This is a genomic window from Sodalis-like secondary symbiont of Drepanosiphum platanoidis (genome assembly GCF_964059955.1).
In the GTDB taxonomy this organism is placed as follows: domain Bacteria; phylum Pseudomonadota; class Gammaproteobacteria; order Enterobacterales; family Enterobacteriaceae.
On record NZ_OZ060924.1, the window covers coordinates 1 to 15,457 of the forward strand.

At 21.5% G+C, this 15,457-nt stretch carries 12 protein-coding genes and 1 rRNA gene; 6 read left to right on the plus strand and 7 right to left on the minus strand.

Translation table 11 applies throughout. The annotated features are described in order from the left end of the window. Positions 1–289 precede the first annotated feature (289 nt). From AB4W47_RS00005 to lpcA, 3 genes are all read left to right on the plus strand, one after another. Positions 290–736, plus strand: coding sequence for a flavodoxin domain-containing protein (locus tag AB4W47_RS00005; protein ID WP_367670609.1), 447 nt, complete (start codon positions 290–292; stop codon positions 734–736). An 89-nt stretch (positions 737–825) separates the two neighbouring features. After that, positions 826–2,721: a tRNA uridine-5-carboxymethylaminomethyl(34) synthesis enzyme MnmG gene (gene mnmG / locus AB4W47_RS00010; protein WP_367670610.1), complete on the plus strand. Its 1,896-nt coding sequence runs from the start codon at positions 826–828 to the stop codon at positions 2,719–2,721. 90 nt (positions 2,722–2,811) lie between these two features. Next, positions 2,812–3,402: a D-sedoheptulose 7-phosphate isomerase gene (gene lpcA, locus AB4W47_RS00015; RefSeq protein ID WP_367670611.1), complete on the plus strand. Its 591-nt coding sequence runs from the start codon at positions 2,812–2,814 to the stop codon at positions 3,400–3,402. A 111-nt stretch (positions 3,403–3,513) separates the two neighbouring features. On the opposite strand, the gene AB4W47_RS00020 is transcribed toward lpcA, so the two are convergent. Next, positions 3,514–4,101: a YhgN family NAAT transporter gene (locus AB4W47_RS00020; RefSeq protein ID WP_367670612.1), complete on the minus strand. Its 588-nt coding sequence runs from the start codon at positions 4,099–4,101 to the stop codon at positions 3,514–3,516. A 182-nt stretch (positions 4,102–4,283) separates the two neighbouring features. Beyond that, positions 4,284–4,760 carry a ribonuclease HI gene (rnhA, locus tag AB4W47_RS00025; protein ID WP_367670613.1) on the minus strand — a complete coding sequence of 159 codons (477 nt, stop codon included), beginning with the start codon at positions 4,758–4,760 and terminating at the stop codon, positions 4,284–4,286. Between the two features lie 44 nt (positions 4,761–4,804). On the opposite strand from rnhA, the gene dnaQ reads away from it, so the two are divergent. Together dnaQ and AB4W47_RS00035 are read left to right on the plus strand one after the other, a co-directional pair. After that, positions 4,805–5,545 carry a DNA polymerase III subunit epsilon gene (gene dnaQ, locus AB4W47_RS00030; RefSeq protein ID WP_367670785.1) on the plus strand — a complete coding sequence of 247 codons (741 nt, stop codon included), beginning with the start codon at positions 4,805–4,807 and terminating at the stop codon, positions 5,543–5,545. A gap of 591 nt (positions 5,546–6,136) precedes the next feature. After that, positions 6,137–9,061 (plus strand): 23S ribosomal RNA (locus AB4W47_RS00035). A 53-nt stretch (positions 9,062–9,114) separates the two neighbouring features. On the opposite strand, the gene era is transcribed toward AB4W47_RS00035, so the two are convergent. The 5 genes from era to orn all read right to left on the minus strand — a co-directional run bounded on the left by era (position 9,115) and on the right by orn (position 14,303). After that, the gene (era, locus tag AB4W47_RS00040) at positions 9,115–9,963 is read right to left on the minus strand and encodes a GTPase Era (protein ID WP_367670614.1); all 849 of its coding nucleotides are present in this window, start codon (positions 9,961–9,963) and stop codon (positions 9,115–9,117) included. A gap of 23 nt (positions 9,964–9,986) precedes the next feature. After that, entirely contained in the window at positions 9,987–10,670 is a 684-nt protein-coding gene (rnc, locus tag AB4W47_RS00045) for a ribonuclease III (RefSeq protein ID WP_367670615.1), read from the minus strand. Positions 10,671–10,770: 100 nt separating this feature from the next. Beyond that, positions 10,771–11,661 carry a signal peptidase I gene (lepB, locus tag AB4W47_RS00050; RefSeq protein WP_367670616.1) on the minus strand — a complete coding sequence of 297 codons (891 nt, stop codon included), beginning with the start codon at positions 11,659–11,661 and terminating at the stop codon, positions 10,771–10,773. 26 nt (positions 11,662–11,687) lie between these two features. Further along, complete coding sequence (lepA, locus tag AB4W47_RS00055) at positions 11,688–13,478, minus strand: translation elongation factor 4 (RefSeq protein WP_367670617.1); 1,791 nt, start codon at positions 13,476–13,478, stop codon at positions 11,688–11,690. Positions 13,479–13,760: 282 nt separating this feature from the next. Then, on the minus strand, positions 13,761–14,303 hold the full coding sequence (orn, locus tag AB4W47_RS00060; protein WP_367670767.1) for an oligoribonuclease: 543 nt from the start codon (positions 14,301–14,303) through the stop codon (positions 13,761–13,763). 684 nt (positions 14,304–14,987) lie between these two features. On the opposite strand from orn, the gene accB reads away from it, so the two are divergent. Beyond that, the gene (gene accB / locus AB4W47_RS00065) at positions 14,988–15,449 is read left to right on the plus strand and encodes an acetyl-CoA carboxylase biotin carboxyl carrier protein (protein ID WP_367670618.1); all 462 of its coding nucleotides are present in this window, start codon (positions 14,988–14,990) and stop codon (positions 15,447–15,449) included. The last annotated feature ends 8 nt before the right edge of the window (positions 15,450–15,457 follow it).

The window sequence follows — 15,457 nt, forward strand, 5'->3', positions numbered from 1 at the left end:
AAATTATATTTTATAAATTTATTAAAATTTATTATATATTTATTTTATTTAAATTAAAAAAATAAAAAAATAAATATTAAATATAATTTTTTATATATTTATATATAATTTTTAAAAAAAATATTTAATAATAAAAAAATAATTTTAAAATAAAAAATTTAATTAAAAATTAAATAAAAATTTTTTTATATTTAATTTTTTTTTAAAAATTAAAAAATTTTAATAAATATATATTAATTAATTTTGTATAAAATTTTATTTTATATTAAATATCTTAAGGAAGATATATATGACTAAAATAACTTTAATAAGTGGAAGTACTTTTGGAAAAACAGAAGATTTTGCTGAAGATATTGCAAAATTTTTAAAAAAAAATAATTTTAAATTAAAAATATTTCATGGAGTAAATTTTTCAAAATTATCTAATAAAGGATTATGGTTAATTATTACATCAACATATGGATTAGGAGATGTACCTGAAAATTTAAAAAATTTTTTAAAAATATTAAAAAAAGAAAAACCATGTTTAAAAAAAATAATGTTTGGAGCAATTGGAATAGGAAATAGTGAATATGATACATTTTGTGGAGCTATTAAAAAATTTAATCATTACTTATTACTTTGTGGAGCTAAAAGAATTGGAAAAGTCTTAGAAATTGATATAACAAAAAATTTTTGTTTAATGGAATATAGTAAACCATGGATAAAAAAATGGATAAAAGAAATAATTGTTTAATATAAATTAATTTTTAAAAATTAATATTTTTAAATAATTATTTTTTTATAATTTTAATAAATTATTAATAAAATTTAATTAGATAAAATATGATTTCAAAAATAAATTATTTTGATGTTATTGTTATTGGTGGAGGACATGCAGGAGTTGAAGCATCCATGGCATCTGCTAGAATAGGATGTAAAACATTAATGCTAACTCATTTTAAAAATACTATTGGACAAATGTCTTGTAATCCTGCAATTGGAGGAATTGGAAAAGGTCATCTTGTAAAAGAAATTGATGCTATGGGTGGATTAATGGCTCATGCAATAGATAACTCTGGAATACAATTTAGAATACTTAATTCTAGTAAAGGTGCTGCAGTTAGAGCAACTAGAGCACAAGCAGATAGAGATTTATATAAAAAATTTATTTTTAATTCATTAATTAATCAAAAAAATTTAATTATATATCAACAAGAAATTAATGATTTAATTATTAAAAATAATAAAGCTATTGGAGTAATAAGTAAAGATAATAATAGATTTTTTTCCAAATCAATAGTTTTATCTGTAGGTACATTTTTAGGAGGTAAGATATATATTGGTAATAATAAATATATTGGAGGTCGTAATGGAGATAAATCATCTATATTACTATCTAATAAATTACGTAATTTACCATTTTATGTTAGAAGATTAAAAACAGGAACCCCTCCTAGACTTGATATTAATAGTATTAATTATAGAAAATTAAATATACAATATAGTGATAATCCTATACCAATTTTTTCATTTACAGGTTCAAAAGATAATCATCCTAGACAAGTACCTTGTTATATTACAAGAACAAATAATAATACTCATGATATTATTAGAAATAATATAAAAAATAGTCCTATATATTCAGGAATAGTTATAGGAAAAGGACCAAGATATTGTCCTTCTATTGAAGAAAAAATTATAAGATTTTCAAAAAAAGAATCACATCAAATATTTTTAGAACCAGAAGGTTTAAAAAGCAATCAAATTTATCCTAATGGAATATCTACTAGTTTACCATTTAATATACAAAAAAAAATAATAAATTCTATATATGGTTTAGAAAAAGCTAAAATTATTGTTCCAGGGTATACTGTTGAATATGATTATTTTGATGCAAGAGATTTAAAAAATACATTAGAAAGTAAAATAATATCTAATATTTTTTTTGCAGGACAAATTAATGGAACTACAGGATATGAAGAAGCTGCAGCTCAAGGATTAATTGCTGGTTTAAATGCAGCAAAAAAATCTTTAAATAAAGAAGAATGGATTCCTAAAAGAAGTCAATCATATATTGGAGTATTGATTGATGATTTATGTACACATGGAATAAAAGAACCTTATAGAATGTTTACTTCTAGATCAGAATATAGATTATCTTTAAGGGAAGATAATGCTGATATTAGATTAACTGAAATTGCTTATAAACTTGGTTTAATAAAAGAATATCAATGGGTAAATTTTTGTTATAAAATAGAAAATATTGAAAAAGAACGTCAAAAATTACGTGAAACATTTATTAAACCTAATACAATAAATTCTAGTTATATAAATAAAAATTTTAATATAAAAATATCTAAAAAAATAAGTATAGAAAATCTTTTAAGAAATCCAGAAATTTCTTATAATAAAATTATAAAAAAAAAGAAATATGATTTTTTTCCTGAATTATTAAATATGAAAGAAATAAAACAATTAGAAATACAAATAAAATATGAAGGATATATAAAAAAACAACAAAAAGAAATAAATAAAAAATTTCATTTTGAAAATTTATTAATTCCTAAAAAATTATATCTTAATAAGATTCCAGGTTTATCTAATGAAGTTATTTCAATTTTAAAAAAATATAATCCAATATCTATTGGACAAGCATCTAGAATTTCTGGAATAACACCAGCTGCTATATCTGTTTTACTTATTTGGATAAAAAAATATAAATCTATTAAAAATAAATAAAATTTTTAATAAAATATTTTTATAAAAATATATATTTTATTTATTAATAAACATTATTTAATAAATGAATTTTATTATAAGGTATGTTGTATGTATCAAAAAATTATTTTAAGAGAATTAAAAGAATCTGAAAAATTATTAAAAATATGTATAAAAAATAAACTATTATTAAAATTAATAAATAAATCAGCAATTTTAATTTCTAATGCATTTAAAATTGGAGGAAAAATATTTTCATGTGGTAATGGAGGATCACATTGTGATGCTATGCATTTTTCTGAAGAACTTATGGGACGTTATCGTAATAATCGTCCTGGATATCCTGCACTTGTAATATCTGATCCAAGTTATTTATCTTGTGTTAGTAATGATTTTGGATATAAATATATATTTTCTCGTTATGTTGAAACAATAGGAAAAAAAAAAGATATATTATTTGTTATTTCTACATCAGGAAATTCTGAAAATATTATTGAAGTAATTAAATCTGCTCATATAAAAAAAATGAAAATTATTGCACTTACTGGAAAAGATGGAGGAAAAATATCTAATAATGTTCATATTGAAATTCGTATACCATATATTGGATATGCTGATAGAATTCAAGAAATACATTTAAAAATAATTCATATTTTAGTTTTTTTAATTGAAAAAGAAATGAATAAAAAATTTATTAAATAAAATTTATTTAAAATAGAAATAATAAATATATTTTAATTAAAAATTAATTTATTTAAAAAAAAACAAAAATTAATATTTATTTAAAATTATTTTAATTAAAAAAATTAAATTTTAATTTAAATAAGATTTTATTCCATTAAGAATCATTTGTATTGATATCATAATTAAAATTAAACCCATAATACGTTCAATAGCAATCATTCCTTGTTTTCCTAAAAATTTTATTAAATAATTTGATATTAATAAAATTATTAATGCTATTAACCAAGAAATAAAAAGAATAAATATAACATATTTAATGTTATTTGAATAATTATGTGAAAAAATAATAAGTGAAGATAAAATAGATGGTCCAGAAATTAAAGGAATAGCTATAGGAACTAAAAATGGTTCATTATTTTTTTTAATAATAGATTTATCTTTATTTTCTAAAAAAATCATTTTTAATGCAATTAAAAATAAAATAATTCCACCAGAAATAGAAACTACATAATTTTTTAAATTTAAAAAAAATAATATTTTTTCTCCAAAAAAAAGAAAAATAAACATAATAAATAAAGAAAAAATCATTTCTCTTATAATAATGAAAAATCTTCTTTTATAATTAATATTTTTTAAAATATTAATAAATATTGGTAAATTTCCTAATGGATCTATTATTAATAATAAAAAAATTATATCTGATATTATTTTTTTCATTTAATAACCTTTTTATTTTTTATAAAAAATTATTTATAATATATATATTTTTTATAAATTTTAATTTTTTTTAATAAAAAAAATTAAAAATTTTTATATAATTTAAATAATTTAAAAAAAATTTTCATTAAAAATAAATATATTTATTTTTAATGAAATTTATTATATATTAATATTTAATATTATTTAAAATAAGATTTAAATAAATATCCAGTATCTTCTAAAAATGGATTTAAAGCAGCAAAACGAGCTATTTTATCACATCTATCATTTTCTATATTTCCAGAATGTCCTTTAATCCAAATCCAATTTAAATTATGTGGTTTTATTGCAATGTCTAACCTTTTCCATAAATCAAAATTTTTTATTTTTATTTTTTTTTTGTTCATCCAAGAATTTTTTTTCCATAAATATATCCATTTTGTAATACCATTTTTTACATATTGACTATCTGTTCTTATTAAAATATCGCAAGAACATTTTAATGTTTCTAAAGAAATAATAACAGATAATAGTTCCATTCTATTATTAGTACTTTTATAATATCCAGAACTAAGAATTTTTTCATGTTTTTTATAGCGTAATATAGATCCACATCCACCTGGACCAGGATTACCAAGACATGAACCATCTGTAAAAATATCTATTTTTTTATACATTTTATATTATGTCTTTAGAATATAATAAATATTATTTAATAATTATGAAAAATAAAATTAAACGACAAATTGTTTTAGATACAGAAACTACAGGTATTAATAAAGATAATTTACCATTTATAGGTCATAGAATAATTGAAATTGGTGCTGTAGAAATAATTAATAGAAGGTTAAGTGGAAAACATTTTCATGTCTATCTTAATCCTAATAGATCTATTGAAGAAGAAGCTTTTAAAATACATGGAATTACAAATGAATTTTTAATTAATAAACCAACTTTTTTTCAAATATATAAAAATTTTTTAAAATTCATTAATGGATCAGAATTAATTATTCATAATGCACAATTTGATATAGGATTTTTAAATCAAGAATTATTATTAATTAATAAAAATATAAAAAAAATTGAATATTTTTGTAAAATTATTGATAGTTTATTTTTAGCAAGAAAAATTTTTTCTTTTAAAAGTTGCAGTTTAAATTCTTTATGTGACTATTATTTAATAGATAGAAGCAAAAGAAATTTACATGGTGCATTATTAGATGCAGAAATTCTTGCAGATATATTTTTATTAATGACTAGTAATCAAACACATATAGATTTTAATGAAAATATTAATAAAAAAAATATTTTAAAAATAAATAAAAATAATAATAAAGAACTAATTAATAATAAAAAAAAATTAAAAATTATATATTCAAATAAACAAGAAAAAATAGATCATAAAAATATTATTGAAAAAATTTATAAAAAATATAAAATATGTTTATGGAAAAATTTATAAAAATAATAATTATACATTATTTATATTTTAAATATAATTTTTTTAAATTAAAATTTTTAAAAATTTTAAATTATTTATAAAATTTAAGAATAATATTTTTTTATAAAAAAATCAAAATTTATTATAAAATAATAAATATTTATTTTTTAAATAAAAAATTTAAAAATATTTATTTTAAATAAAATTTAAATTTATATAAATAAAATATATATAATTTATTTATTAAAAATATTAATTAATAAATTTAATTAATTTTTAGAAAACAAATATCTTGACTTTTATATAAAAAGATATATTATTTATTTTAAAGAAATTTAATAAAATTTTATATTAAATATAATTTTTAAATAAATTTAATTTTTAATTAATTTAGTAAATATTTTAAAAATTAAATATAAAATTTATATTAAATAATTTTTAATATAAGTTTTTTTAAATTTTAATAGTTCTTTAAAAATTTGGGAAAATAAAAATTTTATTTTTATAAATAATTTTTAAAAATTTTATAAATTAAATTATTTTAATTTTTAGTTAAAATATATAATAAATAAAATTTAAAATTTATAAAAAATAATAAGTTTAGGGTTGCAAGGTTAAGTAATAAAGCGTATACGGCAGATGCCTAGACAGTCAGAGGCGATGAAGGACGTGCTAATCTGCGAAAAGCGTCGGGGAGCTGATAAGAAGCAATATATCCGACGATTTCCGAATGGGGAAACCCGATATTTTTAAATATCATCATTTAGTGAATAAAATAGCTTAATGAAGCAAACCAGGGGAACTGAAACATCTAAGTACCCTGAGGAAAAGAAATCAACCGAGATTCCCTTAGTAGTGGCGAGCGAATAGGGAAAAGCCCAGAATTAAAATCATAAAAAAAATTAAGAAAACGGTCTGGAAAGTCCGGCAATAGTGGGTGATAGCCCCTTATCTGAAAATTTTTTTTATGTGAATTCGAAGAGTAGAATGGGACACGTGATATCCTGTTTGAATATAGGGGGACCATCCTCTAAGGCTAAATACTACTGACTGATCGATAGTGAACTAGTACCGTGAGGGAAAGGTGAAAAGAACCCCGGTTAGGGGAGTGAAATAGAACCTGAAACCGTATACGTACAAGCAGTAGGAGCATGATTTAATATGTTACTGCGTACCTTTTGTATAATGGGTCAGCGACTTATATTCTGTAGCAAGGTTAACCAAATAGGGGAGCCGTAGAGAAATCGAGTCTTAAATGGGCGTTTAGTTTCAGGATATAGACCCGAAACCCGGTGATCTATCCATGAGCAGGTTGAAAATTAGGTAACACTAATCGGAGGACCGAACCGACTAATGTTGAAAAATTAGCGGATGACTTGTGGATAGGGGTGAAAGGCCAATCAAACCGGGAGATAGCTGGTTCTCCCCGAAAGCTATTTAGGTAGCGTCTCATGAATTCATCTTAGGGGGTAGAGCACTGTTTCGGTTAGGGGTCCATTCCGGGCTACCAATCCGATGCAAACTACGAATACCAAAGAATGTTATCATGGGAAACACACGGCGGGTGCTAACGTCTGTCGTGGAAAGGGAAAAAACCCAGATCGCCAGCTAAGGTCCCCAAATCATAGTTAAGTGGTAAACGATGTGAAAAGGCTAAAACAGCCAGGATGTTGGCTTAGAAGCAGCCATCATTTAAAGAAAGCGTAATAGCTCACTGGTCTAGTCGGTTTGCGCGAAAGATTTAACGGGGCTAAACTATGTACCGAAGCTGCGACAATAAAAAAATTTTATTTTTTTGATTTTTTTATTGGGTAGGGGAGCGTTCTGTAAGCCTGTAAAGGTTTATTGTGAAGTAAACTGGAGGTATCAGAAGTGCGAATGCTGACATGAGTAACGATAAAGCAGGTGAAAAACCTGCTCGCCGAAAGACTAAGGTTTCCTGTTCAACGTTAATCGAAGCAGGGTAAGTCGACACCTAAGATGAGGCTAAATAGCGTAATCGATGGATAACAGGTTAATATTCCTGTACTTATTATAACTGCTAAGGGGGGACGAAGAAAGCTAGATTCTCCAGGCGATGGTTGTCCTGGTTCAAACGTAAAGGTGTAAAAAGTAGGAAAATCCGCTTTTTTTAAACACTGAGGCGTGATAACGAGTCACTAATGTGATGAAGGAATTAATGCTACACTTCCAAGAAAAGCCTCTAAGCTTCAGGTTATATTAAATCGTACTATAAACCGACACAGGTAGTCAGGTAGAGAATACCAAGGCGCTTGAGAGAACTCGGATGAAGGAACTAGGCAAAATAATGCCGTAACTTCGGGAGAAGGCATGCTAATAAAAGTGAAGATCATATCGATTTGAGCTTTAATTAGTCGAAGATACCAGCTGGCTGCAACTGTTTATTAAAAACACAGCACTGTGCAAACACAAAAAGTGGAAGTATACGGTGTGACGCCTGCCCGGTGCCGGAAGGTTAATTGATGGGGTTAATTTTGATAAAAAATAAAGCTCTTGATCGAAGCCCCGGTAAACGGCGGCCGTAACTATAACGGTCCTAAGGTAGCGAAATTCCTTGTCGGGTAAGTTCCGACCTGCACGAATGGCGTAATGATGGCCAGGCTGTCTCCATCCGAGACTCAGTGAAATTGAATTTGCCGTGAAGATGCGGTGTACCCGCGGTAAGACGGAAAGACCCCGTGAACCTTTACTATATCCTGGCACTGAATATTAAATTTTAATGTGTAGGATAGGTGGGAGACTATGAAATTTAGACGCTAGTTTAAATAGAGTCATCCTTGAAATACCACCCTTTAAAATTTGATCTTCTAACTTAAATCCGTAATCCGGATTAAAGACAGTGTCTGGTGGGTAGTTTGACTGGGGCGGTCTCCTCCTAAAGAGTAACGGAGGAGTACAAAGGTTAGCTAATCACGGTCAGAAATCGTGAGGTTAGTGCAAAGGCATAAGCTAGCTTGACTGTGAGAGTGATAGCTCGAACAGGTGCGAAAGCAGGTCTTAGTGATCCGGTGGTTCTGAATGGAAGGGCCATCGCTCAACAGATAAAAGGTACTCCGGGGATAACAGGCTGATACCGCCCAAGAGCTCATATCGACGGCGGTGTTTGGCACCTCGATGTCGGCTCATCACATCCTGGGGCTGAAGCAGGTCCCAAGGGTATGGCTGTTCGCCATTTAAAGTGGTACGCGAGCTGGGTTTAGAACGTCGTGAGACAGTTCGGTCCCTATCTACCGTGGGCGTTGGAAGATTGAGAGGGGCTGCTCCTAGTACGAGAGGACCGGAGTGGACGCACCTCTGGTGTTCGGGTTGTCATGCCAATGGCATTGCCCGGTAGCTATGTGCGGAAAAGATAACCGCTGAAAGCATATAAGCAGAAAACTTGCCTCAAGATTAATCTTCCCAGAGATTAAAATCTCCTAAAGGAACGTTAAAGACTATGACGTTGATAGGTCGGGTGTGTAAGCATTGTGAAATGTTGAGCTAACCGATACTAATAAATCCGTGAGGCTTAACCTTGCAACACCTAAACTATTTATTAAATATAAATTTTTTTAAAATATTTATAATTATTAAATTTTTATTTTAACCCAAATATATAAAAAAAATTTTTTTAAAAATTTTTTTTCAAGATATTTTTGTGAAGATTTTCTTATTGTTTTAATTTTATTTCCATTTTTTCCTATAATTATTTTTTTATAATTTATTTTATTAACAATAATATTAGCATATACATAAATAAAGTTTTTTTCATATAATTTTTCTATTTCTATATAAAAATTATAAGGTAATTCTTTATAAAGAGAATTTATTAAATTTTCTCTAATAATTTCAGAAATAAAGAATTTATTTGTAAAGTTTCCTATAAAATTTTTCTTTAAAAAAATATGTTTTTTTTTTGGGAGAATATTAAAGACTATAGATTTTAATTTATCAATATTAATATTATTTTTAGCAGAAATTGGTAAAATACTTATAAAATTTTTTTTATTACTTATTTTTTTAATATAAGGAAGTAATTCATTTTTTTTATATAAAATATCAATTTTATTAATAACAATTAAAATTTTAATATTAATTTCTTTTAAAGAATTAAACATTTTTTCTTCAATATTAGTCCAAATATTTACTTCAACTACTAAAATAACAAGAACATATTCTTCTTTAGAAGAAAGTAAAAGATTTTTATAAAAATCTTTATTAAAAAAATTTATAATTTTATTTTTATAAAAATAAACTCCAGGTGTATCAGTATAAATGGCTTGATATTTATTTTCAGTATTTATTCCTGTAATATTTAAATATGTAGTTTGAGGTTTTTTTGAAGTAATAGATATTTTTGATCCAACAATTTTATTTATTAATGTAGACTTTCCAACATTGCTTCTTCCAATAATAAGTATATTTCCACAATAATTCATGTTTTATTTTTCCTTTATATTGATTATTTTTTAATACTTAAAATATTAAGTGCTTCTTCTGCTGCTGCTTGTTCAGCTTTTCTTCTACTAGATCCATTTCCTATAATTGGATAATCTAATCCTATAATAGGACAATTAATAGTAAATTCTTGATCATGAGCCTCTCCACTAACATGAATTAAATTATAAACAGGCAGTGGTAAATGACAACTTTGAAGATATTCTTGTAATCTTGTTTTTGGATCTTTTTGTTGATTTCCTGGAATAATTCCTTTAAGACGATTTAAATACCAATTAATAATTAATAATTCTATAGTTTGTATATTACTATCAAGAAATATCCCTCCTATTAAAGCTTCTATAGTATCTGCTAAAATTGAAGTTCTATGAAATCCTCTATTTTTTATTTCTCCAGGTCCTAATCTTAAATATTTTCCTATATTTAATTCTTTTGCTATTTCTGCAAGAGTATTTCCACGAACTAAACTAGCACGCATCCTACTCATATCTCCTTCGTTAATATTAGGAAATCTTTTATATAATTCACTTGCAATAACATAATTTAATACTGAATCTCCAAGAAATTCTAATCTTTCATTATGTTTACTACTTGCGCTTCTATGTGTTAGAGATTGAAATAAAATCTCTGGTTTTTTAAAAAAATATCCTATTTTTTTTTGTATTTTATTAATCATTATTTTTTTCATAAATTGTATAAAAAATTAATAATATAAAATATTTATATATTATTAATTTATACATTTTTTTTAATATTTTAAAATAAAATAAAATTTAATTAAAATATTATTAATATAAACTTCCAAAACGTTTTATTCTAATTGTAAAATATAATGGAAATTTTTTTTCTTTTATATTTAAACTCATCCAAATTATAGTAGCTTTTCCTATTATATTTTTTTTTGGAACAAATCCCCAATAACGACTATCAAAACTGTTATCTCTATTATCTCCCATTACAAAATAACTATTTTTTGGAACAATCCATTTTTCATAAGTATCATTAAAATGATGTTTTAATTCTTTTTTAAATTTATTATTTTTATATGATAAAGTTAATATTTTATGTTTAATTCCATCTAAATTTTCTTCATATTCTAAAAAATTTTTTTTATTTTTAATTTTATAAAAAATTAAAACTTTATTTTTATTTTTTTTATTTAAAATATAATTAGAATAAATTTTTAATTTTTTTGTAATATAATTATATTTAATATAATCACCTGGTAATCCAATAATTCTTTTAATATAATTTATTTTAGGATTAATAGGATATTTAAATACTATAATATCACCACGTTTGGGATTTTTTATTTTTATAAAAGTTTTATGAGTAATAAAATTTTTTATTCCATATAAAAATTTATTTACTAATACAAAATCACCTTTCATAATCGTAGGCATCATAGATCCAGAAGGAATATAAAATGGTTCAAAAATAAATATTCTTATTATAAATACAAATAATAAAGTAGGAAAAATAGATTTAGATAAATAAAAAATTTTTTTTATATAAATTTTTTTAAAAAAATCATTTATATATATACATATATTTATTTTTTTAAAAAAGTTATTTAATAAAATATTTTTTTTTAAAAAAAATATAAAAATTTTTAATAACCATATAATTCCTGTGAAAAAAGTTATAATTGTTAATATTATATTAAAAGTATTTTCCATAAATATATTTCCTAAAAATAAATATTTTATTTTTTTTTTATATTTAACATTGATAAAAAAACTTCTTTAGGTAAATCAATATTTCCTATTTTTTTCATTTTTCTCTTACCTAATTTTTGTTTTTTTAATAATTTTTTTTTTCTACTAATATCTCCTCCATAACATTTAGCTAAAACATTTTTTCTAAGTTGTTTAATTGTAGAACGAGAAATAATATTATTTCCAATAGATGCTTGAATTGATATATCAAATTGTTGTCTAGGTATTAATAATTTTAAATTATTAACAGATTTTTTTGCTTTATAAATTATATTATTTTTATGAATTAAAGAAGACAAAGTATCTATATAAATTTTATTTATAATAATATCTAATTTAACTATATCTGAAATTTTAAATTTTTTAAATTTATAATCTAAAGATGCATATCCATGAGATATAGATTTTAATTTATCAAAAAAATCTAATATAATTTCAGACATAGGAATATAATATATAAGTTCTACTCTATTAGAGTAGAAGATCATATTTTTTTGTATTCCTCTTTTTTTATTACATAAAATAATTATTTTTCCTAAATATTTTTTAGGAGAAATTATATAACATTTTGCAATTGGTTCATGTATTTCTTTAATGTTTTTTATATTAGAAAGTTTAGATGGACTATCAATATAAATTATATTATTACTTGTAATTATTTTATAAATAACTGTTGGAATAGTAGCAATTATATTTAATTTATATTCACGTTCTAATCTTTCTTTTACAATTTCCATATGTAATAAACCTAAAAATCCACAACGAAAACCAAAACCTAATACAGAAGAAACTTCTGGTTCATAAAATAAAGAAGAATCATTTAATGAAAGTTTTTTTAAAGCATCTTTGAAATATTTAAAATCTTCTGATCTCATAGAAAATAAAGAAGCATAAACTTTAGGTTTAATTTTTTTAAATTTTTTTAATTTTTCTTTAGAAGGATTATTGGCTAATGTTAAAGTATAACCTACAATATTTTTAGAAATTTTTTTAATTCCACATGAAATCCATCCTACTTCTCCACAATATAATATTTTACAATTTTTTCTTTTGGGAGTAAAAATTCCTATTTGATCAACACAATATTTTTTTTTTGTTTCTATACATTGAATTGTATCTCCTAATGAAAGATTTCCATTTTTAATACGAATTAAAGATATAATACCTAAATATTTATCAAACCAACTATCAATGATTATTGCTTGTAATGGAAGTAAATAACTTCCTTTAGGAGGTGGTATATCTGATATTATATGTTTAATAACATTAGATATTCCTAATCCTGTTTTTGCAGAACATTTAATTATTTTTTTTTCATTAATACCTATTAAATTTTTTATATCAAGTAAAATTTGTTTTATATTAATATTTGGTAAATCAATTTTATTTATAATTGTAATAACTTTTAACTTCATTTTTTTAGCAAAAAAATAACTTGATAAAGTTTGTGCTTCTATTCCTTGACTAGCATCAATTATTAATAAAACACCTTCACATGCTGAAAGTGATCTAGATACTTCATAAGAAAAATCTACATGTCCAGGTGTATCAATAAGATTTAATTTATATTTTTTATTACAATTAGATAAATAACTTAATGTAACGCTTTGTGCTTTTATTGTAATTCCTCGTTCTCTTTCTAATTCCATTGAATCTAATACTTGAGAAGACATTTCACGTTTATTTAAACCTCCACATATTTGTATAATTCTATCAGATAATGTTGATTTTCCATGATCTATATGAGCTATTATAGAAAAATTACGTATATTTTTCATTTTTTAAATAATTTATATATGTTAATTATAAGAATTGGGTTTTATATATAATAATATTAAGTTTTTAAATAAATAAAAAAAATTTTTTTAAATTTTTTTTATTTATATTATAAAAATTTATTTAAAAAAATAATATAATTATTTATTTTATCATAATTTTTTTTAAAAAAAGTTAAATAAAATATTTTATTTAACTTTTTAAATATTTAATTAAAATATTTAATTTAAAATATTATTAATATAATTAATAATTAATAATTTTTTATTAAACTTTAAAAAAATTTATTTAAAAAAATATTTTTTATAAAAATTTAACTCATAAATTGATTGTTTTATATCATATAATGCTTTATGACATTTTTTTTTATTAAGTTTTAATAAAATTTTAGGATTCCATCTATATGCTAATTCTTTAATTGAACTAACATCTAAATATCTATAATGAAAATATTTTTCTAAATTAGGCATATATTTAAATAAAAATCTTCTATCTTGTGCAATTGTATTTCCACAAATAGGAGATTTTCCTTTTGGAACCCATTTTTTTAAAAATTTTAATATTTTTATTTCTGCTTTATATTCATTTATACAACTTTTTTTTACTTTTTCAATTAAACCACTAGATGAATGTACATTAAAATTCCATTTATTCATTAAATTTATTTGTTTCTTAGATTGATAAATATAAAAAACTAAACTTTTTGATAAAATATTTAAATTTTTATCAGTAATTAATATAGCAATTTCTATAATTTTATGAATATCTGGATTTAATCCAGTCATTTCTAAATCAATCCAAATTAAATTATCTTTATTCATATATATCTCTATAAAATTTTAATTATTAAATTTTTTAAAATTTTAAAAAATATTTATTATTAATGATTATTAAAATTAATAAAATAATTAATAATTAAAATATATTAAAATTTTTTTATTAAAAAATATATATTTTTTAATAAAAAAATAAATTAATAATATTTTTATTTTAAAAAAAAATAAAATATATAGTATAATTTTAATTATTAAATATATTTATATAAATATTTTAATATAAATTAATTATATTAAAATTTACAATTTTTTAAATTTTTAATATATTTTTGTAAAAATATATTAAAAATTAATATTTTATTATTAAATAATTCATAATTTTAATATATTTATTTTTTAATAAAAATTTAAGTTTATTTTATAAATTATTAAATAATAACATATAAAATATTTTATTTTATAAAATTAATTTTTTAATTAAATTAAAATTTTAATAAAATATAATTTAAATAAAATTATTGTAAAATAATATTAATATATTATTAATATTTATTTTTTAAAAAATATTTAATTAATTAATAAAATAAATTTTTATATAAATATTTATTTTTAAACTTAAATAATAATAAATTATATTATTTATTTTTAATTTTTTAGTAAAATTATTAATATATTTAAAATATTTAAATTTTAATGTATTTTTATATTAAATAATTAAAATATGGAAAATAATTTATGGACATTCGTAAAATTAAAAAATTAATTAATCTTGTTAAAGATTTTAATATTTCAAAATTAGAAATTTTTGAAAAAAATAAATCAATAAAAATTAGTAATAAAAAATCAAAAAAAAATTTTTCAACAATAAAAAAGTTTTATAAAAAAAATATAAAAAGTTTATATTCTAAAAATAAAAAATCATATAATAATGAATTATCTTCTTCTAAATATAAAAATATTAATAAATATATTATTAAATCTCCTATGGTAGGTACATTTTATAGATCTCCTAGTCCAAATGCTAAACCTTTTATTGAAATAGGTCAAAAAATAAATATAGGAGATGTATTATGTATAATAGAAGCTATGAAAATGATGAATCAAATAAAATCTGATAGGGTAGGAATTGTTAAATCAATTTTTTTAAAAAATGGACAATCAGTTGAATATGATGAACCTTTAATAGCATTAGAATAATGGAGATT

Bases quoted from the DNA above. Each gene is read 5' to 3' on its own strand.
- AB4W47_RS00005 (WP_367670609.1), top strand. From the start codon at position 290: ATGACTAAAATAACTTTAATAAGTGGAAGTACTTTTGGAAAAACAGAA.
- mnmG (WP_367670610.1), top strand. From the start codon at position 826: ATGATTTCAAAAATAAATTATTTTGATGTTATTGTTATTGGTGGAGGA.
- lpcA (WP_367670611.1), top strand. From the start codon at position 2,812: ATGTATCAAAAAATTATTTTAAGAGAATTAAAAGAATCTGAAAAATTA.
- AB4W47_RS00020 (WP_367670612.1), bottom strand. From the start codon at position 4,101: ATGAAAAAAATAATATCAGATATAATTTTTTTATTATTAATAATAGAT.
- rnhA (WP_367670613.1), bottom strand. From the start codon at position 4,760: ATGTATAAAAAAATAGATATTTTTACAGATGGTTCATGTCTTGGTAAT.
- dnaQ (WP_367670785.1), top strand. From the start codon at position 4,805: ATGAAAAATAAAATTAAACGACAAATTGTTTTAGATACAGAAACTACA.
- era (WP_367670614.1), bottom strand. From the start codon at position 9,963: ATGAATTATTGTGGAAATATACTTATTATTGGAAGAAGCAATGTTGGA.
- rnc (WP_367670615.1), bottom strand. From the start codon at position 10,670: ATGAAAAAAATAATGATTAATAAAATACAAAAAAAAATAGGATATTTT.
- lepB (WP_367670616.1), bottom strand. From the start codon at position 11,661: ATGGAAAATACTTTTAATATAATATTAACAATTATAACTTTTTTCACA.
- lepA (WP_367670617.1), bottom strand. From the start codon at position 13,478: ATGAAAAATATACGTAATTTTTCTATAATAGCTCATATAGATCATGGA.
- accB (WP_367670618.1), top strand. From the start codon at position 14,988: ATGGACATTCGTAAAATTAAAAAATTAATTAATCTTGTTAAAGATTTT.